21 protein-coding genes and 2 pseudogenes are annotated in these 21014 nt (G+C 70.3%); 9 read left to right on the top strand and 14 right to left on the bottom strand.

All coding sequences use genetic code 11. The features are described from left to right. Positions 1 to 7: 7 nt before the first annotated feature. Entirely contained in the window at positions 8 to 847 is an 840-nt protein-coding gene (locus OH735_RS29645) for an alpha/beta fold hydrolase (RefSeq protein ID WP_406384713.1), read from the bottom strand. 288 nt (positions 848 to 1135) lie between these two features. Further along, positions 1136 to 2524, bottom strand: coding sequence for a GH1 family beta-glucosidase (locus OH735_RS29640; protein ID WP_406384711.1), 1389 nt, complete (start codon positions 2522 to 2524; stop codon positions 1136 to 1138). Positions 2525 to 2693: 169 nt separating this feature from the next. Between OH735_RS29640 and treZ the strand changes: the two genes are divergently transcribed. Beyond that, entirely contained in the window at positions 2694 to 4496 is a 1803-nt protein-coding gene (gene treZ / locus OH735_RS29635; RefSeq protein WP_406384709.1) for a malto-oligosyltrehalose trehalohydrolase, read from the top strand. 84 nt (positions 4497 to 4580) lie between these two features. Here treZ and OH735_RS29630 read toward each other — a convergent pair whose 3' ends face one another. Further along, positions 4581 to 5711 carry an aminopeptidase P family protein gene (locus tag OH735_RS29630; RefSeq protein ID WP_406384707.1) on the bottom strand — a complete coding sequence of 377 codons (1131 nt, stop codon included), beginning with the start codon at positions 5709 to 5711 and terminating at the stop codon, positions 4581 to 4583. 83 nt (positions 5712 to 5794) lie between these two features. On the opposite strand from OH735_RS29630, the pseudogene OH735_RS29625 reads away from it, so the two are divergent. Then, positions 5795 to 5953: pseudogene (locus OH735_RS29625) on the top strand (ABC transporter ATP-binding protein); the annotation flags it as partial. Here OH735_RS29625 and OH735_RS29620 read toward each other — a convergent pair. Then, positions 5947 to 6381 (bottom strand): annotated as a pseudogene (locus OH735_RS29620) (STAS domain-containing protein); the annotation flags it as partial. The pseudogenes OH735_RS29625 and OH735_RS29620 overlap by 7 nt on opposite strands. Before the next feature lie 71 nt (positions 6382 to 6452). Between OH735_RS29620 and OH735_RS29615 the strand changes: the two are divergent. After that, the gene (locus OH735_RS29615) at positions 6453 to 7004 is read left to right on the top strand and encodes a hypothetical protein (protein WP_406384705.1); all 552 of its coding nucleotides are present in this window, start codon (positions 6453 to 6455) and stop codon (positions 7002 to 7004) included. 240 nt (positions 7005 to 7244) lie between these two features. Here the strand turns inward: OH735_RS29615 and OH735_RS29610 are convergent, their stop codons facing one another. The 9 genes from OH735_RS29610 to OH735_RS29570 form a co-directional block, all read right to left on the bottom strand. After that, positions 7245 to 8177 carry a LysR family transcriptional regulator gene (locus OH735_RS29610; RefSeq protein WP_406384704.1) on the bottom strand — a complete coding sequence of 311 codons (933 nt, stop codon included), beginning with the start codon at positions 8175 to 8177 and terminating at the stop codon, positions 7245 to 7247. A 58-nt stretch (positions 8178 to 8235) separates the two neighbouring features. Next, positions 8236 to 9429, bottom strand: coding sequence for a glycine C-acetyltransferase (locus tag OH735_RS29605; protein ID WP_406384703.1), 1194 nt, complete (start codon positions 9427 to 9429; stop codon positions 8236 to 8238). 51 nt (positions 9430 to 9480) lie between these two features. Further along, positions 9481 to 10509: an L-threonine 3-dehydrogenase gene (tdh, locus tag OH735_RS29600; protein ID WP_406384702.1), complete on the bottom strand. Its 1029-nt coding sequence runs from the start codon at positions 10507 to 10509 to the stop codon at positions 9481 to 9483. A 294-nt stretch (positions 10510 to 10803) separates the two neighbouring features. Next, on the bottom strand, positions 10804 to 11022 hold the full coding sequence (locus OH735_RS29595) for a hypothetical protein (protein WP_406384700.1): 219 nt from the start codon (positions 11020 to 11022) through the stop codon (positions 10804 to 10806). Between the two features lie 30 nt (positions 11023 to 11052). After that, entirely contained in the window at positions 11053 to 11481 is a 429-nt protein-coding gene (locus OH735_RS29590) for a TIGR03668 family PPOX class F420-dependent oxidoreductase (RefSeq protein ID WP_406384699.1), read from the bottom strand. A gap of 38 nt (positions 11482 to 11519) precedes the next feature. Continuing rightward, entirely contained in the window at positions 11520 to 12002 is a 483-nt protein-coding gene (locus tag OH735_RS29585) for a DUF2690 domain-containing protein (RefSeq protein WP_406384698.1), read from the bottom strand. A gap of 164 nt (positions 12003 to 12166) precedes the next feature. Beyond that, positions 12167 to 12487: a hypothetical protein gene (locus OH735_RS29580; RefSeq protein ID WP_406384697.1), complete on the bottom strand. Its 321-nt coding sequence runs from the start codon at positions 12485 to 12487 to the stop codon at positions 12167 to 12169. A 212-nt stretch (positions 12488 to 12699) separates the two neighbouring features. Then, on the bottom strand, positions 12700 to 13059 hold the full coding sequence (locus OH735_RS29575; RefSeq protein WP_406384695.1) for an ATP-binding protein: 360 nt from the start codon (positions 13057 to 13059) through the stop codon (positions 12700 to 12702). 49 nt (positions 13060 to 13108) lie between these two features. Continuing rightward, on the bottom strand, positions 13109 to 13804 hold the full coding sequence (locus tag OH735_RS29570; RefSeq protein WP_406384694.1) for a hypothetical protein: 696 nt from the start codon (positions 13802 to 13804) through the stop codon (positions 13109 to 13111). Positions 13805 to 14371: 567 nt separating this feature from the next. On the opposite strand from OH735_RS29570, the gene OH735_RS29565 reads away from it, so the two are divergent. The 3 genes from OH735_RS29565 (at position 14372) to OH735_RS29555 (ending at position 16280) form a co-directional block, all read left to right on the top strand. Then, positions 14372 to 14881 carry a sigma-70 family RNA polymerase sigma factor gene (locus tag OH735_RS29565; protein ID WP_406384693.1) on the top strand — a complete coding sequence of 170 codons (510 nt, stop codon included), beginning with the start codon at positions 14372 to 14374 and terminating at the stop codon, positions 14879 to 14881. Beyond that, complete coding sequence (locus OH735_RS29560; RefSeq protein WP_406384692.1) at positions 14878 to 15570, top strand: anti-sigma factor family protein; 693 nt, start codon at positions 14878 to 14880, stop codon at positions 15568 to 15570. The genes OH735_RS29565 and OH735_RS29560 overlap by 4 nt, the downstream gene beginning before the upstream one ends. A gap of 212 nt (positions 15571 to 15782) precedes the next feature. Beyond that, positions 15783 to 16280, top strand: a complete 498-nt coding sequence (locus OH735_RS29555) for a hypothetical protein (protein ID WP_406384690.1) — start codon at positions 15783 to 15785, stop codon at positions 16278 to 16280. Between the two features lie 266 nt (positions 16281 to 16546). Here OH735_RS29555 and OH735_RS29550 read toward each other — a convergent pair whose 3' ends face one another. Then, positions 16547 to 17371, bottom strand: coding sequence for an LLM class F420-dependent oxidoreductase (locus OH735_RS29550; RefSeq protein ID WP_406384689.1), 825 nt, complete (start codon positions 17369 to 17371; stop codon positions 16547 to 16549). Between the two features lie 440 nt (positions 17372 to 17811). Here OH735_RS29550 and OH735_RS29545 point away from each other — a divergent pair, with 440 nt between their 5' ends. Genes OH735_RS29545 through OH735_RS29535 form a run of 3 tightly spaced genes read left to right on the top strand, consistent with a single transcriptional unit; the run spans position 17812 to position 20994 of the window. Then, positions 17812 to 19026 carry an FAD-dependent monooxygenase gene (locus OH735_RS29545; RefSeq protein ID WP_406384688.1) on the top strand — a complete coding sequence of 405 codons (1215 nt, stop codon included), beginning with the start codon at positions 17812 to 17814 and terminating at the stop codon, positions 19024 to 19026. Between the two features lie 21 nt (positions 19027 to 19047). Next, complete coding sequence (locus tag OH735_RS29540) at positions 19048 to 20085, top strand: cupin domain-containing protein (protein WP_406384686.1); 1038 nt, start codon at positions 19048 to 19050, stop codon at positions 20083 to 20085. Between the two features lie 42 nt (positions 20086 to 20127). After that, a complete protein-coding gene (locus OH735_RS29535; protein ID WP_406384685.1) occupies positions 20128 to 20994 on the top strand; it encodes a fumarylacetoacetate hydrolase family protein in 867 nt (288 codons plus the stop codon). Positions 20995 to 21014 lie beyond the last annotated feature (20 nt).

Raw genomic sequence — 21014 nt, 5'->3', positions numbered from 1 at the left:
GCGTGCTTCACAGCTTGCCGTCGAGGAATTTCCGCAAGTGGGCGGTGAGGACGGTGGGCTGGTCCTCGGGGATGAGCGTGTAGCTGTCGGCGATCTCCACGAGTTCGGCCTGCGGCAGCAGTTCGGCCAGGCGGCGGCCGTGGGCGAGGGGCATCACGCGGTCCTCGGTGGCCCAGGCGACAAGGGCTGGGCGGTCGAAGGTGCGAAGCGCCTCGGACCAGGCGAGCAGCTCGGCCTTCGGTGGAGTGCTGAGGACGTACTTGCGCAGGTCGCGGCGGACCTCGGCGGAGCTGACCACGGGCCGGAACCAGGCATCCATGATCTCTGGCGGCACCGGCCGCTTGGTCATCCAGCCCCAGGTCACCGGAAGCCGGCGCATGGGCTTCAGGCGGAGCAGGTTGAAGGCCAGGGCCAGGCCGCCGGGCAGCCTGGCGGAGGTGACCAGGTTGCTGCCGGGCAGGCCGGGCGGGTAGTTGTCGAAGGCCTCGCAGGAGGTGATGACGAGTCGGCCGATGCGGGTCGCACGGCCGTCGGCGACAAGGCTCTGGGCGCCGCCCCAGTCGTTGAGCACCAGCGTGACATCGCTCAGGTCGAGCCGTTCGAGGAACTCGTCCACCAGCCGGGCGACGCCGAGGATCGACAGGTCGGCGTCCGGGTGCATCGGCCGGCGGTGGCCGCCGAGCGGGAGCGTGGGGACGACGCAGCGGAAGTCGCCCTGGAGCCCGGCGACTACGTGACGCCAGAGCGAACCGTCCATGGCGACGCCGTGCAGCAGGACGACCACGGGGCCGTCACCGCCGGAGTCCTGGTAGTCGATGGTTCCCGCCGAGAGTTCCAACTCGGGCATGAGGCCCCCCTCTTACGCTCGTGCCGATGGACCAGCCGCGCCAAACGCGTGGTGCTGCGGTGCTGAGTGAGGCCCAACACTCCAGCAACATAACGCACTTGGTTCGTCGGTCGGATCTTCCGTGAATTCACGTACCGGAGACCGGCAGGGTCTGAGGTCGGGGAGAAGGTCACGGCATAGGTGAAGCGTCCGGTGCGGACTGCTCGGTCGAACCGGACCACGAATCTGTCGGCGTCGCCGGCTCCAGCGGTCGGTACATGTGGCGCAGCATTGATCAGGCGGGGGCGGTCAGCGAGCTCCGGGCCTCTCCGGGGCGCCGTGCCCGGCCACCGAGGACTTCTGTGTGCGGATGAGTTCCCGGTACCAGGCGTACGAGTCCTTGGGCGTCCGGCGCAGCGTCTCGTAGTCGATGTGGACGAGACCGAACCGCTTGCTGGCGCCCTCGGTCCATTCGACGTTGTCGGTGAGCGACCAGGTGAAGTAGCCGCGGACGTCGACGCCCGCGTCGATGGCTGTGCGCAGGGCCTTCAGGTGGCCTTCGAGGTAGGCGATCCGGCGGGTGTCCCGGGCGGGTTCGTCGACGGCGCAGCCGTTCTCGGTGATGTAGAGCGGCGGGAGCCGTTCGCCGAAGCGGCTGTGGAGCTGGAGGAGGGTTTCGCGCAGGCCGTCGGGGACGACGGGCCAGCCGAAGTCGGTCTTCTCGTAACCCTCTATCTCGCGGATTCCGAAGGGGAGTTCGGCGGGCATTTCGAAGCCGGAGAAGGAGTCCAGGGCTTCCGTGTGCGGGGCGCCGACGAGGGTGGGGTTGTAGTAGTTGACCCCGTACCAGTCGATGGGGGTGGAGATGGTCGCCAGGTCGTCCTCGACCGGGCCCGGCATCAGGGCGGCGAAGTTCTCGTCGGGGTAGCGGCCGGTGAGGATCGGGTCGGCGAACAGCCAGTTGGTGATCGTGTCGTACAGCTCGGCGCCCAGGCGGTCCTCGTCACTGTCCCCGGCGGTCCAGACGGGGGTGTGCGAGACGGCGATGCCGATGTTGTCCGCGCCCGCGCCGCGCAGGGCGCGTACGGCCAGGCCGTGGGCGAGGAGCTGGTGGTGGGCGGCGGGCAGGGCGTCGAAGAGGAGGGTGCGGCCGGGCGCGTGCTCGCCGAGGGCGTAGCCGAGCATCGTCACTTCGGCCGGTTCGTTGATGGTGATCCACATCGGTACGCGGTCGGCGAGGCGCTCGGCGACGATGCCCGCGTACTCGGCGAAGCGGTAGGCCGTGTCGCGGTTGAGCCAGCCGCCCTCCTCGTCCAGCGCCAGCGGGGTGTCCCAGTGGTAGAGGGTGGGGGCCGGGGTGATGCCGTGGGCGCAGAGTTCGTCGACGAGGCGGTCGTAGAAGTCGAGCCCCTGCGGGTTGACCGGCCCGCTGCCGCCGGGAACCACGCGCGGCCAGCTGATGGAGAACCGGAAGGCATCGGCGCCGAGGCCGGCCAGGAGGGCGACGTCCTCGCGGTAGTGCCGGTGGAAGCCGGTCGCGCGGGTGGTGTCGGTGCCGTCCTTGATCCGTCCGGGCTGCGCGGCGAAGGCGTCCCAGCCGGAAGGGCCCTTGCCGTCCGTCTCGGACCCGCCTTCGGTCTGGAACGCGGAGGCGGAGGCCCCCCAGAGGAAACCGGGCGGGAACGACGGCACAGTCATCTCGGCCTCCACAGCCGTAAGAGGGAGCGCGTATTGAGCAGAACCTGACGGGGCAATGATCAGTACCAGACCTTAATCGCCAGTAACGGGCTCGATCCAGTGTCGTGAGTCAGCCGTCGAGGCTACTGCCGACCATGGAGCACGGGGGCGAGGAGACGAGGAGCGTTACATGCTGTTCGAGGTATGGGCACCGGATGCGGACTCGGTGGAACTGCGACTGGCGGGGGCGCCGCGCGCGATGGGGCGTGATCCCCTGCGGGACGGCTGGTGGACGGTCGAGGCGGAGGCATCGGACGGGGACCGCTACGGCTTCGTGCTGAACGGGGGCGAGGCCGGCGCGGGCGGCGAAGGCGCGAGCGCGGGCGGTGGGACCGTGCTGCCCGATCCACGCTCGCGCCGGCAGCCGGACGGGCCGGACGGCGAGAGCGCCGTCGTCGACCACTCGGCGTACGCCTGGCGCCACGACTGGGCGGGCCGGGGGCTTCCGGGCGCCGTCCTGTACGAGCTGCACATCGGTACGTACACCGACGAGGGCACCTTCGACGCCGCGGCGGCCCGGCTCGGCCATCTCGCCGAACTGGGCATCACCCATGTGTCGCTGATGCCGGTCTGCCCCTTCCCCGGCACCCATGGCTGGGGGTACGAGGGTGTGTCGCTCTGGGCCGTGCACGAGCCGTACGGCGGCCCGGAAGGGCTGAAGCGCTTTGTCGACACGGCGCACGGTCTCGGGCTCGCGGTCGTCCTGGACGTGGTACACAACCATCTCGGACCGTCCGGCAACCACCTCCCGGCCTTCGGCCCGTACTTCACCGAGACCCACCACACGCCGTGGGGCGCGGCGGTCAACCTCGACGCGCCCGGTTCGGACGAGGTGCGGGTGTATCTGCTGGGCAGCGCGCTCGCCTGGTTGCGGGACTACCGGCTCGACGGGCTGCGGCTGGACGCCGTCCACGCCCTGGCCGACGACCGGGCGCTGACGTTCCTGGAGGAGCTGGCCGCGGCGACCGACGCGCTCGCCGCCGAACTCGGCCGTCCGCTCTCGCTGATCGCCGAGTCCGACCGCTGTGATCCGCGGACGACGACGCCGCGCGAGTCGGGCGGCATCGGGCTGCACGCCCAATGGAACGACGACTTCCACCACGCTCTGCACACCGCGCTGACCGGCGAGTCCCAGGGCTATTACGCGGACTTCGCCGCGGCCCCGCTGGCCGCCGTCGCCAAGACCGTGACCAGCGCGTTCTTCCACAACGGTACGTACTCCAGCTTCCGCGGCCGTACCCACGGCCGCCCCGTCGACATCGCCCGCACCCCGGCCCACCGCTTCGTCGGCTACACCCAGACCCATGACCAGATCGGCAACCGGGCACGGGGCGACCGGCTCTCCGCCACCCTCTCCCCTGGCCTGCTGGCCTGCGCCGCGACCCTCGTGCTGACCGGGCCGTTCACCCCGATGCTGTTCATGGGCGAGGAGTGGGGCGCCCGTACCCCCTGGCAGTTCTTCACCGACCACACCGACCCGGCGCTCGCCGAGGCGGTACGCAGCGGCAGACGGCGGGAGTTCGCGGCGCACGGCTGGGCGGCGGACGACGTTCCGGACCCGCAGGACCCCGCCACCCGCGACCGCTCCTGCCTGGACTGGAGCGAACCGGCTCGGGAGCCGCACGCCCGGCTGCACGCCTGGTACCGCGAGCTGATCGCGCTGCGCCGCGCCCTGCCCGACCTCTGCGACCCGGACCTGGCGTCGGTGCGCACCGCCCACGACGAGCAGGCGCGCTGGCTGGCGTACCGGAGGGGTGATCTGCGGATCGCCGTCAATCTCGACGAGAAGCCGGCCACGATCCCGCTGGGCGGCGGCCGGCGCCGGGGCGGCGCGGGCAGGGTGGTGGCCGCGTGGGAGCCGCTGGAGGACCCGGGCGGCGACGGGCTGCTGCATCTGCCGCCGGAGTCCTGCGTGGTGCTGGCCGACGACTGATCCGCGGCCCCCGCGGCCGGCTACCCGGATACTCGACTTCCCGGTTAGTCGACTACTCGGTTACCCGGTTACCCGGTTACCCGGTTACTCGACGATCGCGAGTTCGCGCGCGGTGCTGTTGAGGCGACGGCCGCCGTCCTCGGTCACGGTGACGATGTCCTCGATCCGGACACCGAACCGGCCCGGCAGATAGATGCCCGGCTCCACGGAGAAGCACATCCCGGGCACCAGCGGCTGTTCCTCGCCCTCGATCATGTACGGCGGTTCGTGGGTGGTGACGCCGATGCCGTGGCCCGTGCGGTGGATGAACCGCTCGCCGTAACCGAACTCGGTGATGACGGCGCGGGCCGCCCGGTCGATCTCCTGGCAGGCGACGCCGGGCCGGACCGCGTCGCAGCCCGCCTCCTGGGCCTCGCGCACGATGTCGTGGACCCGCTGCTCCTCGGCGGTGGGCTCGCCGACATGGACCGTACGGGAGGTGTCGGATCCGTAGCCGTGCTTGAGGCCGCCGAAGTCGAGCACGACCATGTCGCCCCGCTCGATGGTGCGATCGCCCGCCTCGTGGTGCGGATTGGCGCCGTTGGGGCCGGAGCCGACGACGGTGAAGTCGACCTGGGAGTGACCGAACTGCTTGAGCAGACCGGCCAGATCGGCGGCGATCTCGGTCTCCTTGCGCCCGGCGAAACGCACCTTGAGGATCTCGCCGTACGTGGCGTCCGCGGCGGCCCCGGCGGCCGCGATCCGCTCCAGCTCATGGGCGTCCTTCACCGCGCGCAGCATCGGCAATGCGTCGGTGAGGGAGACGTACGCGGTGCCCGGGAGCGTGCGCTGCAGCCCGAGCAGATGCATCGCCCAGGCGTTGTCGCTGATCCCGAAGCGGCCCCGGTCGTCGAGCAGCGGGGCGGTGACGGCGTACGGGTCCTTGCCGTCGGTCCAGTCCCGCAGGGTCAGGGCCGGTGCGCCGACGGCCTTCTCGGCGTCCGGGGCCTCCAGGGTCGGGACGACGAGGACCGGGTCCTGGCCGGCGCTGAGGACGAGGACGGTGAGGCGTTCGGTGTTCACGGGCTGGTAGCCGGTGAGGTACACCAGGTCGGGTCCGGGGGCGACCAGCACGCCCGCGAGCCCGGCCTCGGCGGCGGTCTCGGCGGCGCGCGCCATCCGGGCCCGGTAGTCGTCGGCGGTGAACGGTACGGGCTGCTGGTTCGGGCTGGGCATGCGGACCTCCTGGCGACGCGACACGGCATACAGCATCCTGCCCGTGCGCTCCGGTCCGCGCGAGCGGGGATCAGGTTTCGCCTGTGATCTCCGCGGACGAGCCGACGGCGTCCCTGGACCCGGAGTCGGCGACGCCGGTGCTCGGTCTGCTGCGGGACGCGGTACGGATCGACGGCCGTACGGTCGTCATGGTCACCCGTGATCCGGTGGCGGCCGCGCATGCTGTGGTCACTGGTCAGTGACCGGCCGCGAGTTCGCCGCTGAGCTTGCCGTGGTGGTGGGCGCTGAAGTCGTTCAGTCCGGCGATCTCGACGGTATTGCCACGCTGGGCGTACTTCGTTTCCACGGCGTCGAGAGCGGCGACGGAGGAGGCGTCCCAGATGTGCGCCGCGCTCAGATCGATCACGACCCTCTCGGGGTCGGTGGCGTAGTCGAACCGGCCGACGAGGTCGTTGGAGGAGGCGAAGAACAGCTCGCCGGTCACCCGGTAGACGACCGTGCTGTCATCGGGGTTGGTGACGGCGGTGACTTCGGCGAGGTGGGCGACGCGCTTGGCGAAGACGACCATTGCAGTGATCGAGCCGACGACGACGGCGAGGTTGTGCGTGGCGACCACGCAGGCGACGGTGATCACCATGACGGCGATCTCCCCGGCGGGCATCCGCCTCCGCCGGCGTGAGGTGCGCTGCCGGACGAACTCCCACTCTTCCCAAGAGCGCCGGGAATTGCCATGCTCCGCCCATGGCCACAGACAAAATGTCTCCGGTGTACGAGGTGCGGTACGGCTGGGACGGCAAGACACTGGGCGTCGTTGCCGCATCGGCTGTCTTCACCGTGATCCTGCTGGTGGCGGACGCTTCGCCCGTCCTGCGGGGACTGGGCCTCGCGCTGTTCGGCGGCGGCGGACTCTTCATGGCCTTCACCGCCATGAGCCGCAAGCCGGCGTTCCGCGTCGACGAGACCGGGGTGCTCCTCGGCGGATCCCCCGCACGCTACCGGGCGACCACGGCGCACGTGCCCTGGCAGGACATCACCGCGATAGTTCTCTGGCGGCAGCGGTCGGCAGCGAACATACCCTGGGTCGGTGTCGCCCGCCGCCCCGGAGCGGCCCCGCTGCCCGGGCCCGGGCAGGGGCGGTTCGCGCAAGCCACAGCGCAAGCATTCGTGCCGGGCGTCCCCGCGGACGTGGTCCTGGCCTCGCGGACGGTCGCGGGCTGGCGTCTCGACCGGACCCGACTGGCTGCGGCCGTCGAGCGCTTCGCCCCAGGAGTCCCGGTGGTCGACGCCGGATAGCGCACCCGCTCTCGTCAGCCCGCCCCAATGCCCTCCAGCGACGCCGGCACCGCAAGCACGCTCCGGTGCACCGTGCCGTCGTCCGGTTGAAGGCCGAGTTCGGCGAAGATCGAGCCGAGGCGCTTGCTCACCGCCCGTTCCGTGACGACCAGTTCGCTACCCGTCCGGCGATTGAGGACAACGCCCGCCGCAGGGCGAGCGCGCCAGGACGGCGGACATCCCGCCCCACCGGGGCACGCGTCACGGCGAAGCCGGCAGCGGCAGCGCCGTCTCCCGTGCCGCCGCCGAGGCCAGCGCGTCGAGCACCGGCGCGATCAGCGGATGGCCCTCCGCGCCGTGCCGCACCGCGGCAAAGACCCGGCGGGTCGGCGCGCTTCCCTCCACCGGCCGGACCACCACCCCCGTGAGGTCCGTTCCGCGCAGCGCGGTCCGCGGCACCAGCGCCACCCCGGCGCCCGCACCGGCCAGCGCGACCACCGCGCGGAAGTCGTCCGAGGAGTGCTCCAGCCTCGGCTGGAACCCGGCGAACTCACAGGCCAGGACCACCACGTCATGGCACGGGTTGCCCGGGTAGGGGCCGATCCACGGGTCCTTCTCCAGGTCGGCGATCGCCACGTGTTCCTGGCCGGCCAGCCGATGTCCGACCGGCAGCACCGCGTCGAACGGCTCCGAGTACAGCGGCACCCGGGTCAGCCGCCGGTCGTCCTCGCCCGGCGCGCCCCGGTACTCCACGGCGACCGCGACATCGACCTGCCGGTCCAGCACCATCGGCACGCTCGCGTCGCCCTCGGCGTCCTGGACGCGGACCCGGATGCCGGGCGCGGTGAGGGTCAGCTCGGCGATCGCGGGTGCGAGGACCAGGCCGATGCCGGTGGCGAACGCGGCGACCGTGACCGTACCGGCGTCCCCCGCACCGTACGCGGCGAGCTCCGCCTCGGCCCGCTCCAGCTGGGCCAGGACGGCATTGGCGTGGGTGAGCAGGATCTCCCCGGCGGCGGTGAGCCGGGCGCCGCGCGCGCCCCGTTCGACCAGCCGGTGTCCGGTCTCCTGCTCCAGCGCGGCGAGCTGCTGGGAGACCGCGGAGGGCGTGAGATACAGCGCGGCGGCTGCGGCAGTCACCGTACGGTGGTCCGCGACCGCACGAAGAATGCGCAGCCGCCGTGCATCGATCATGTGCCCATTGTCCCAGGTCACGGAGGGAACCCCGGCGCCCGGGTGGCGGGGCCGGGCGCTACTCCCCCAGCGCGGCCCGCGCGTCGACGAACGCGTCCACGGCCCGGTTCACGTCCGCCGTGGAGTGCGCGGCGGAGAGCTGGACGCGGATGCGGGCCGCGCCCTGCGGGACGACCGGGTACGAGAACCCGATCACGTACACACCACGCTCCAGGAGCAGCTCCGCCATCCGGCCTGCCTTCGCCGCGTCCCCGATCATGACGGGGGCGATGGCGTGGTCGCCGGGCAGGATGTCGAAGCCTTCCTCGGTCATCCGGGAACGGAAGAGCGTGGTGTTGGCATTGAGTCGCTCGCGCAGGTCGCCGGCCGCCTCCAGCAGGTCCAGGACCTTGAGCGAGGCCGCCGCGATGACCGGGGCGAGGGTGTTGGAGAAGAGGTACGGGCGGGAGCGCTGGCGCAGCAGCGCGACGATCTCGGCGCGGGCCGCGACGTAGCCGCCGGACGCGCCGCCGAGCGCCTTGCCGAGGGTGCCGGTGATGATGTCGACGCGGTCCATCACGTCGTGCAGTTCGGGCGTGCCGCGCCCGCCGGGGCCGACGAAGCCGACGGCGTGCGAGTCGTCGACCATGACCATGGCGTCGTAGCGCTCGGCCAGGTCGCAGATCTCGCGCAGCGGGGCGACGTATCCGTCCATGGAGAAGACGCCGTCGGTGACGACGAGCCGGCGCCGGGCCCCGGACGCCTCCTTGAGCTGTGTCTCCAGGTCGGCCATGTCGCGGTTGGCGTAGCGGAAGCGCTTGGCCTTGGAGAGGCGGATGCCGTCGATGATGGAGGCGTGGTTGAGGGCGTCGGAGATGACCGCGTCCTGTGGGCCGAGGACGGTTTCGAAGACGCCGCCGTTGGCGTCGAAGCAGGAGGAGTAGAGGATCGTGTCCTCCTGACCGAGGAACGTGGCCAGCCGCTGCTCCAGCTCCTTGTGGACCTCCTGGGTGCCGCAGATGAAGCGGACCGAGGCCATGCCGTAGCCCCAGCGGTCGAGCGCCTCGTGGGCGGCGGCGATCACCTCGGGGTGGTCGGCGAGGCCCAGGTAGTTGTTGGCGCAAAAGTTGAGCACCTCGCCGGGGCGGCCGCCCGAGGTGACGGCGACGGTCGCGGACTGCGGGGTGCCGATCACGCGCTCGGGCTTGTGCAGTCCGGCGGCCCGGATCTCGTCGAGGGTGGTACGCAGGTCGTCGCGTACGGAGTCGAACATGAGGGGTGTCTCCCAGCTGTCTACGGTGGCGTCGTCTACGGAGGCGTCGGGTCAGGAGGTCCAGTCGAGGATGACCTTGCCGCCGCGGCCGCTCGCCGCGTCGTCGAAGGCCGCCTCGAAGTCGCGGTAGCCGTACCGGCCGGTGATCACGGGGGCGAGATCGAGGCCGCTCTCAAGCAGTACGGACATGGCGTACCAGGTCTCGTACATCTCGCGGCCGTAGATGCCCTTGATGGTGATCATCGAGGTGACGACGCGGGACCAGTCGACGGGGAACTCCTCGGACGGGAGTCCGAGCATGGCGATCCGGCCGCCGTGCGTCATGTTCTCGATCATGTGGCGCATCGCCTCGGGCCGCCCGGACATCTCCAGGCCGATGTCGAAGCCCTCGCGCAGTCCGAGGCGCTTCTGCCCGTCGAAGATGGTCTCCTCGCTGACGTTGAGAGCGAGGCTGACGCCGACCTTCCGGGCCAGTTCCAGCCGGGCCTCGCTGACGTCGGTGATGACGACGTTACGGGCCCCGGCGTGCCGGGCGACCGCTGCGGCCATGATGCCGATCGGTCCGGCGCCGGTGATCAGGACGTCCTCGCCGACCAGCGGGAACGACAGCGCGGTGTGCACGGCGTTGCCGAACGGGTCGAAGATCGCGGCGACGTCGAGGTCGACGGGGACCCGGTGCACCCACACGTTGGACGCGGGCAGGGCGACGTACTCGGCGAATGCCCCGTCCCGGCCGACGCCGAGCCCGAGCGTGGAGCGGCACAGGTGGCGGCGTCCGGCCAGACAGTTGCGGCACTTCCCGCAGACCAGGTGGCCCTCGCCGCTGACCAGGTCGCCGACGTTGATGTCGACGACGTCGGCGCCGGTCTCCGCGACCTCGCCGACGAACTCGTGGCCGAGGACGAGCGGGGTGCGTACGGCCTGCTGGGCCCAGCCGTCGTAGTTCCGGATGTGCAGGTCGGTGCCGCAGATGCCGGTGCGGAGCACCTTGATCAGTACGTCCGAGGGGCCGATCTCCGGCTCTGGCACGTCCATCAGCCAGAGTCCCGGCTCGGCCTTCTGCTTCACGAGTGCCTTCACGGCTGCGGCTCCCTGCGCTGTACGGCGTTGAGTACCCCGGGCCGGGGCAGCATGGGGGGAAGCCTGCGGCCCGGGGAAGAATGAGAGGGACGGCATGGCAGCGCGCGTCGACCGGCTGCCGCGCTCCATCCTCTGCCGTCACGGAGAAATCTGCCGCACCCCGCGCCACAGGTCCATCGAGGATTTCTTAAGCGCGCCCGCAGCTCCGCTTCATGCCCCGCACCGCACGGCCCGGAGGCCGCCCGCCTCCCGAACAGGCAGAACAGGCGGCCGGCCCCCGCGCACGTGCCGTGATCAGTCGCCGAGCTCCTGCGGCGGGTTGTCGCGGCCCGGCACTTCATGGGGTGCGAGGACGCGGCTGTCGCCCGGGTACGGCTTGGTCCATCCGGTGGACGCGTCCCACTGCGCGGCGACCTCCCGCAACTGCTCGGTCACCTGCGGGCGCTGCGCCCTGAGCCCCAGCGCGAACAGGAACGGCGCGACGAGGCGGCCCGGGCAAACACGGCACGGCACATCACGGGGCGGGGGCAGCTACCGGGAAGCTCACGACGCGTGCCAGCCGCTCCAGCGCAGAACCGAAACCCTGACCACCGGTCCGCCGGGCGGCCGGTCGGCGTACTGCTCGTATTTCGCCGTCAGCAGGCTGATGCCGCGGGCTGCCTCGGAGGACCGGTCCGGCGGCGGGAGCACGCGGGCTTCACCGTCGGCCCTGGCCCACCACAGTCGGCCCCACTCCTCCTCGTAGTGATCGGTGAGCAGGCAGACCGACGGGTTGGCGGCGATATTGGCCAGGCGCTTCAGCCGCGTCGTCCGCTTCGGTTTGTCGTCCACGGCCAGCAGCACCGTGTCGCCGTCCACGGCGAACACCACGGGAACCAGGTGCGGGCGGGCCGCCTCGTCGGCCGTCGCAAGGCGGGCGATGCGCGCCGCGGCGAACCTCTCCCGTGCCTCAGCACTCGTCAGGGCGGGCATCGCCCTCCTTTCCCGGTAATGCGCCAACTAACCGCGATTCAGTGCCACTTGGTGCAGGCCCAGTCTCCGCCGACACCGTCGTAGTGCTCTACGCACGCCCGGTACCGGTAGCTCGACCACACCATGGGGGTATACATGACACGGGTGAACGAAGCGGACTCCACGTACGTCACACCCTTGTGGACCTGGAGCTTGAACCGGAACCCGTCGAAGCCCTTGGGGACGTACGCCCAGGCGGCACTGCACTTGGACGACACCCGCAGCTGGACCACGGGACCGCCACCGGCCGACTTGACCCGGTCGAGGGTCTTCGCTCCCTGGTCGCACTTCGTGGAGTGCGGGTTCTTCCCCGTGCAGGACGACCCCTTGCATCCGGCGGCAGCCAACGACTGCGCCTGGGCCGGAACTTCGGTCTTGGACCGCGGCGCCGCGTGGGCCTGCACGGACGGCACCACCAGAGCCCCCACCGCCGCCATCGCAGTTACCGCAGTTACCGCAGTCGTGATGCGCACACGTACCATTTGTCGCTCTCCTGATGGATCATGGAATTGGTCAGGAGATTTGTACGGTGCGCGCGGATCGACCGCCACCTAATCGGACACCCTGCCCTTCCGACGGGTGAAAAGTCGGATCGCGTCACGACCGGGCGGAGCAGTGAGCAGGGCAGGGCTCCCGGCGTACGGGGTCAGGCTCCGGTGCCGGCGGCTTCCAGAAGGGCCTGGCGGAGCTGACCGACACCGGGCGCTCCGGCCGGGCCTCCAGGGGTGCGGTAGATCCGGCAGGAGAGCGACGGCGTGGCGCCGGGCTCGGCGAACGGGTCGCGGCCGTCGATGAGGACCGTCGGAGAGCCGGTGAAGCCGGACCGCTCGGCCTCGGCCTGGTCGGCGACGACCCGGGTGACGACGGTCGTCGTGGACAGCCCGGCCCCGTCCAGCGCCTGCCGCAGCCGCGTCTCGGCGAGCAGCTGGTTGGGACAGTCGGGCACCACCAGGATCTCAATCTTCATGTGTTCAGGTTCGCACGTCCCGGCGCCGTACGGGCCGCAGGCCCCGACCTGGCCAGACGGCGCGCCCAGCAGAGGGACACCGCCCTCGCAACTGGTCATTCATGAGAATCGTCGCCTGCGACGATCGGCTTCTTCGGTTGCCGGACGGACCGGGTGCTGCGCCCGCCCGAGCCCGCGCCCGTGGCGTACGCCGGAGTGCACGCACCCCGCACTCACAACTCGCCTGTGTCCAGGTCCAGATCAAACGGCTCGGGCAGACGCAGCACGGCCCCGAGTCCCCCCGGCCCCGGCGGGCGCCGCTCGCCCCGCATATCACTGACCTCGATCCGCAGGACGCCGAGCGCGTCCGTATCGCCCGGCGCGTGGGTCAGCCGCAACTCGAAGTCGCGGCCCGGCACCCGGCCGTGCGTTGCCGCGTTCGCGGCCAGCTCGGCGACGATCAGCGCCGCCGCCTCCGATGCGTCACTGCGGTACGGGATGCCCCAGTCGTGCAGCACGTGCAGTGCCAGATGACGGGCGAGACGGCAGCGCCGCCGCTCCGTCTCATCAGCCCCGGCGCGCACTCGGCACACGCGCAGGCGTTCACGGGCCTGGTAGCGGCGCCCTCCTGACCCGAGGGGTTCAGGCGGGGTCGGCCTCGATATGGAAGGGGACGGTGACGATGTTGGAGGCGACGCCCATCAGGCTCAGGTCCTTGGCATCGATCTTCCCATCGCCGTTGAGGTCCTTCACGACGCTGGGTGCGTCGTTGTAGATGCCGTCGTGGTCCAGGTCGTCGACTACGGCCACAGTCAGGGTGGTGTCGACATTCTGGCCCGCGATGGGAGCGCCGACGATCCAGGTGTCCCACAGTTCGGTCTTGTGCGGGGTGCGGTTGGTGACGCCGGAGAGGTTGAACAGGTTGGCCAGGTTGGTGCCGGGCCCGGAGAACCCGGGGAGGGTGCTGTTGGTGGTGGAGTCCAGCACGACCAGTCCAGGGATCTTGTCGTCCTGGCCGGTGGAGAACGTGCCGGGGAAGGGGGCGATATTGTTGTGCGCGGCCGGGCCGGTGAGCTGGAGCCCGTTGAAGCCGGTCTGGGCCAGGGTCTTGCCCCGGAAGGAGAGCTTCAGGTCCACGATCCAGCCCTTGCCCTCCACGCCCGCGTTGTCCCCGCGCTTGGGTGCCAAGACCTCCACCTTGACCGGGTGCGTTGCGGTGGAGGCGGACGTGTCCGGGCTCGAGGCGTTCGCGCTGGACAGCCCGGAGGCCGCGGCGCCCAGGCCGAGGACCATGGCCGAACCCGCGCCGAGGGCCCAGCCGAGCTTCTTCTTCGTCATGACTTGTTCTCCTGAGTGTTGAGAGGCTTGCAGCCATGTGTACGACCACCTGCACCACTCGGTTCAGCCCGCAGGCCGATCAGTAATGCTTTGTTGGGTGGCGCGCGCCGGGGCTGGTAACGGTCGTGTCCCGGTGGTTCCTTGTCCGTGTGACGCCGGACGGTCCCGCAGGGCGCCCCGGGCGATGCCGTCCAGCGCGCCCGTGATCTCAATGCCGGCCCCGTGTCGGCGCTCCTGTGCACACCCCTGCTACCAGGGGCCCCGACGGGCCTTCGCTCCAACGGACGGCGAGAACCCGAATTCGTCCGCTGCCTGCGGGTGAACTCAAACCGCCGACTCGTCGTATACGTAGCCGCAAGGGCACGCGATCAGTGCCTCAGGACGTAAGAAACCGCATGTCGCAGCCGCCCTCGAAGACGACGCCGGCCGGTGCGGTCAGGTATGGAAGTGAGTCGGATGGATCGGATCTGTTACCGCGCCTCCCCAGGGCGCGGACTGTCCACCGCCTGCAGCCCGGGCCCGGCGATGCTCCAAGCGACCCCAGCCTGCGAGACGAGGACATCGAGCGTGACGCCGGACGAGCAGTTGATGACTGCGTTGTACACCGAGCACCACGATGTGCTGCTCTCCTTCGTGCGTAGGTACGTGCACGGTTCTGAGCAGGCGGAGGACGTCGTGCAGGAGACGCTGTTGCGGGCGTGGCGCAGCATCAACAAAATCGAGCCACGCCACGCCACCATCCGCTCCTATCTCTTCACGATCGCCCGCAACGTGCTCACCGACGGCTGGCGCGCTGAGCAGCGGCGTCCGGAACTGCTCTACGACAACGAGGCACTCGCGGCTGTACCTTCTGCCGACGATGTGGAGGCGGCGCTGGAGGGGCACGTGATTACCGCAGCGTTGGAACGCTTGTCCGGCGAGCATCGTGACGTGATCCAGGCGCTGTACTTCGAGGGGCTGACTGTCGCCGAGTCCGCGTCACGGCTCACGATCCCGGAGGGAACGGTCAAGTCCCGCGCCTACTATGCCGTACGCAACCTGCGCGCAGCCTTTGAAGAAATGGGAGTTCTGCGGTGAGCACCGACCACGATGGCGTGCGCATGCTGATCGGCGCGTATGTGCTGGGCGGTCTCAGCGAGACCGACCGCCGCGTCCTGGAGTCCCACCTGCCCATGTGCCAGGAATGCCGTGACGAGCTCGCACACTCGGCCCCGCTGGCGGGACTCCTCCGCCGTGCCCCGGGCATGTCCGCGCCCCGTCCCCAGGCCACGCGCGAGGCCGACACCGATGCGGCGCCCCCGGCTTCGTCGGCCTGGCTCGACCGTTTGCTGGAGCAGGTCCGCGCCGCCGATGTCGCACGCAGGCGCCGGGCTCGTCGGCAGTGGCTGGCATTGGCTGCGGCCCTGATCGTGGTTGCCGGACTCGGACTGGGGTCGATGCTGCCGTTCCGGCACTCGACCGGCCCGGCCACGGCCTTCACCTCGGCCGCCGGGTACTCCGTGTCCGGCCGTGCCACGCTCACGGCCAAGCCCTGGGGCACGGCGGTGAGCGTCACCCTGGCCGACCTGCCCGCAGGAGCACCAGGCCCCTTCGTCCTCCAGGTCTCCTCGGTGGACGGCCGCAAGGAACAGGCGGCCACCTGGGCGATCACCCCCAACGGCAGCGCCGCCGTGACGGGGGCGAGTGCCCTGCGCCTTCCCAACATCCGATCCATCTCCGTGATGGACCACGCGGGACGCCTGGTCGCCACGGCCCGACCACTCTGACCTGCCTCGACCACCATCCCGCGGACCGCTCCACTGCCGGGCCCACGGGATGGTCCCACCTGCCCTGATGCGGGGCCACACGCCACTGAGCTGACGTCGTTGCCCCTGCGAAGCGTTTGCCCCAGCACGTGCGACTCGGGGCAACCGGGCGTGGCGCCGCACCCAAGCCACCTCACCGCAATTCCTACTTCCTACCAAAAGGGGTTACCCCGATGAAGATTCACACCCGCGTCGCATCTGCCGCGGCCATCATGCTCGCCGTCGCCGCCCTGGCGACCGCCTGCTCCTCCGGCGGCGGCAGCACAACCACCGCAGCATCCGCACCGGCTTCGTCGGATGCCGCCGGCGCCGCCGGGGCGGTGAGCACGTCGTCGTCGCCGACGCTGGGCACCATCATCGTCAACGAGGCGGGCCATACCCTGTACGCGTTCGAGAAGGACACCACAAGTCCTCCGGTGTCGAACTGCTACGCGGACTGTGCCGCCAAGTGGCCGGTGGTCCCGGCCACTACCAACGTCAAGGGCATCGACTCCAGCCTGCTCGGCTCGGTCACGCGCAAGGACGGCACCAAGCAGCTCACCATCAAGGATCACCCGGTCTACCTCTTCGCAGGCGACCAGGCGGCCGGTGACACCAACGGCCAGGCACTGAAGGGTGTCTGGCACGCCCTCACCCCCCAGGGAGCCGAGATCAAGACGCCGAAGGCTTGATCGCCGATCTCGGTGCGCAACTGGTGAGAGGCCGTCCGCCGCGTGAACCCCGGCGCACGCGGGCGGCCTTGTGGTTGATCTTCTCCGGGATCACGTGCTGGATGCCTCGATGTCGCAGACAGGCCCCGATCTTGCTGGGCGACGCGGCGAACCGCTCCCGTGCCTCAGTACTCGTCAGAGCAGGCATCGCACGTCTTCCCAACAGTCACGGCGAGTTCGGGATTTCGGATCGGTCCCACTGCCGAGGCGCAGCGGTCTCGGGCACCTCAGCGGTACCGGGCAGCGACTTCGGCCAGTCGGTCCAGGTACTCCAACGTCTCCCGTTCCGGCATTGTCGGTACGTAGAACAGCAGCCGCTCGACCCCCAGACCGGCATAGCCCTCGACCTGCTCGGGGTCGTCGGGAGCCGCGTACACCGTCACCGGCACCTCGCGGTCGGCGAGGGCGCGCAGCCGCTCGATCTGCGGACCGAGTTCCTGCGGCGAAGCGCTGTTGGCCAGCCACGCGTCTCCGAGCTGCGCCACCCGTCGGAACGCGCCCTCGCCACCGCCGACGTAGATCGGCGGATGGGGGCGCTGCACGGGCTTGGGCCAGGCGTAGACCGGATCGAAGTTCACGAACTCGCCGTGGAACTCGGCCTTCTCCTCGGTCCACAGCTCCCGCATGGCGCGCAGCCGCTCGTCGGTGAGCCGACCGCGGGTGGAGGGGTCGGTGCCGTGGTTCCTCATCTCCTCACGGTTCCAGCCGACACCGATGCCGAGAATCACGCGGCCACCGGAGACCAGGTCGAGCGAGGCCACCTCCTTCGCCGTGATGATCGGGTCGCGCTGCGGGATCAGCGCGATGCCGGTCCCCAGCAGCAGCCGCTCGGTCACCACACCGATCGCGGTCAGAGCGACGAAGGGGTCGAGGGTGCGGTAGTAGATCTCCGGCAGCTCACCACCGCCGGGATAGGGCGTCTCGCGGCTCGCCGGGACATGGCTGTGCTCGGCGATGAACAACGAGTCGAAGGCGCGCTCCTCAAGGGCGGTTCCGAGCGAGGTCGGGCTGATGCCCTGGTCGGTGATGAAGGTCGAGACCCCGAATTTCACGACGGCTCCTCGAAGGGTCGGGTACGGGACTGCACAGGTGGCACAGATCCCTGACTACCCGCCCCGGGGCATCCCGCCCCCATGACCACCCGGGAGAACCATCACGGCGCGCTGCGCCCGTCCAGCGTTCCCCTCGTCTGTGTCGCCTCGATGGTCGAGGCGTTCTTGGATTTGAACGCTCGGCTTCGCACCCCGCCGTTACCAGCGACGCACGTGGGCGCGGGGACGGACCTGGACACCAGCCCGAAGTCCGGCCTGCCTACCGCTCCACCACCGCGCAAGCTGCGGAAAACCTTCCTCGGACCCGTTGACCCCCCTGCGACCTGCACTTAGCATCGTCAGTACACCAATGATTGGTGTACTGACTACTTGCTGGCCGGCTTGCAGACACCGTCCCGCGTTCCGCTCGCCGCCCATCCCCGTCTCAACGAGGAGGCCGTATGCCGTCGTCCTTTACATCCCCGCAACTCGCCGTGGTCGGCGGAGGCATCGGCGGGCTGGCCGCCGCCCTGGCTGCCGCCCGCGCGGGGAGGCAGGTGACGCTCGTGGAACGAGCGGCCGAGTTCGGCGAGATCGGAGCCGGCCTGCAGCTGGCCCCCAACGCCTCCCTGGCACTGGAAGAGCTCGGCGTCCTGGCCGAGGTGCGGCAGACGGCCGTCGTGCCGCCCCGGCTGGTCATGATGGACGCCCTCAACGGTGACCGGATCACCGAACTCGACCTGCGCAGCGATGCGTTCCGCGAACGCTTTCGCCACCCGTACCTGGTCACCCACCGCACGGACCTGCATACGGCCCTGCTGACCGCTTGCCGGACACATCCCGCCATCACCCTCCGCACCGGGCGCACCGTCGCCCGCGTCGAGCAGGACGGCTCCGGCGTCCGCCTGCACTTTGCGGAGACCACAGAGGTCCTGGAGGCCGACGCAGTGGTGGCTGCCGACGGGCTGCGCTCCGTGTTGCGCCAGGCACTGGTCGGCGACGGTGATCCGGTCTGCTCCCGCTACGTCGCCTTCCGCGGCGCGCTGCCCACCGTCCGGATGACGGGCCGTATGTCGGAGATTGCCGCCTCGGAGGCGGTGATGGTGTGGGCCGGCCCCCGTATGCACCTCGTGCAGTACCCCGTGCGCCGTGGCGAGCTGTACAACCAGGTCGCGGTCTTCGAAAGCGACCACTACCGGCCCGAGTCGGACGACTGGGGCACGGAGGCCGAACTCGAGGAGCGGTTCGCCGGCGCGTGCCCGGCCGTGCGTGCCGCATTGCCGCTGGTCTCCCGCGACCGTCGCTGGCCGTTGTTCGACCGCGCACCGGTCGACACCTGGGTATACGGACGCATCGCCCTGCTCGGCGACGCGGCACACCCCATGCTCCAGTACCTGGCCCAGGGCGCCTGCCAGGCCCTGGAGGACGCCGTAGCCCTCGGCCGTGCGCTGGTCGAGTCCGCAGACGCGGCCGACGCCTTCGCCTCCTATGCCAAACGGCGCCAGGGACGGGCGGCCCTGATCCAGACCACGGCCCGCAGCTTCGGGGAACTGTGCCACCTGGAGGGCATGGGAGCCGCCGTCCGCAACGCCCTGCTCGCCACCCGTTCCTCGCACGACTTCGACGACATCTCCTGGGTGTGGACACCGGCCCCCGACACCGATTCCGCAGTCTGACCGACCGTACGGAGGACCACCATGACCGACGACGCCGCCTACAAGGCCCTGGAGAACCTGGGCGCCGCCCCGCTGTGGCGCTTCTACGGCAACCTCTTCCCCGCCGAGCCCCGCAGCCGGGCGGTCCCCCATCGCTGGAGCTGGCAGGACCTGCGCCCTCACCTGCTGCACTTCTCGCGGACACTGTCCCTCGACGAGGCCGAGCGCCGGGTACTGATGCTGGTCAATCCCGGTCTCATCGACCCGCCGGCCACCGTCAATACCCTGTACGCCGGGCTGCAGATCATCCTGCCCGGCGAGACCGCCCAGGCCCACCGGCACACCTCCAACGCGTTCCGTTTCATCCTGGAGGGCACCGGCGCCTGGACCACCGTCAACGGGGAACGCGTCCACATGGCCCCCGGCGACCTGCTGCTGACCCCCGGCTGGCACTGGCACGACCACACCCACCAGGGTGACGCGCCCATGATCTGGCTGGACGCCCTGGACTACCCCCTGGTCAACGCACTGGAGGCGGGCTTCTACGAGAAGTACCCGCAGCGTCTGCAGCCGGTCACCCGACCCGACGACGCGGGCAGTCGGCAGTTTCTGCACGGCCGTCTCACGCCGGCCTGGCTGACCCCCGACGGGCCCAACTCACCCGTCACCCGCTACACCTGGGAGGAGACCGCACGCGCCCTCGACGCCGTCGCGGACACCGCCGAGGGCAGCGACATCGACGGCATCGTGCTGGAGTACACCAACCCCTGGACCGGTGGCCCGGTGATGCCGACGATCGGCTGCCGGGTGCAGCGTCTACGCCCCGGGTTCCAGGGAACGGGCCGCCGGCACACAGCGTCCACGATCTTCAACGTGGTCCGCGGCGAAGGTGCCACCGTGGTCGACGGCGTACGGCTGGACTGGTCCGAACACGACACCTTCGCAGTCCCCGGCTGGGCCTCGTACCGGCACCTCAACGCGTCCGCCTCTCAGGACGCCGTCCTCTTCTCCTACAGTGACGAACCGGTGATGCGCTCGCTCGGCCTGTACCGCACCGAGGCATCCGACCCCGGCGCCTGACATCCCGGACGTCCAACCGCTCACCACAGCAAGGAACATGACATGCGTCTGACTCTCTTCAACCAGGGCCGGCTCGGGCTCGTCGACGGCAGCGACATCATCGACGTGACCGAACAGCTCGCCGGCTCCGGTCCCTACGGGCCCGAAGGCGCGCTGCACCGCCACATCGAGCGCCTGGCCGACGGCCACACCGGCCCGCTGGACCTCACCGGCGTCCCCCACACCCCCCTGGCCGGGGCAACACTCGAAGCGCCCCTTCCCCGCCCGGGGAAGATCATCGGCGCTCCCGTCAACTACCTCGACCACAAGGCCGAGATGGCGTACACCACCTCGGTCGCCGACCTCGGCGTCTTCCTCAAGGCGAACTCCTCCGTGATCGGGCCAGGCCAGGACATCCTCCTGCCCTACACCGACAAGCGGACCGACCAGGAGGGCGAGCTGGGTGTCATCATCGGACGCACCGCCTCCCACGTCTCACGTGACGACGCTCTCGATTACGTCTTCGGATACACCTGCCTCCTGGACATCACCGTCCGCTCCGGCGAAGACCGTTCCACCCGCAAGTCCTTCGACACCTTCACTCCCATCGGACCCTGGATCGTGACCGCGGACGAGATCCCGGATCCGGACACGCTGGACCTTCGTTGTGACGTCGCCGGGACCACACGACAGCGAACCAATACGGCAGATCTCATTTTCGGTGTGCGAGAGCTCATCGCTTACACGAGTTCCGTCATGACACTGCGCCCCGGTGACGTGATCGCAACCGGAACCCCAGCGGGTGTCGGCCCGCTCAGCCACGGCGATCGCGTCGTGCTGGAGATCGAGCACGTCGGACGCCTCGAAGTCGGCGTGGACGGGTCACGGGCCACTGCCTACGCGCGACGTCCCGGGCACCACTCCCGCTGACGGGACAGCGCGCACCGAGG

Origin of the sequence: Streptomyces sp. NBC_01618 (genome assembly GCF_045209435.1) — a bacterium.
Lineage (GTDB): Bacteria > Actinomycetota > Actinomycetes > Streptomycetales > Streptomycetaceae > Streptomyces.
Note: the sequence above shows the minus strand (reverse complement) of the source record. Positions and strands in the feature narration are given on the sequence as shown.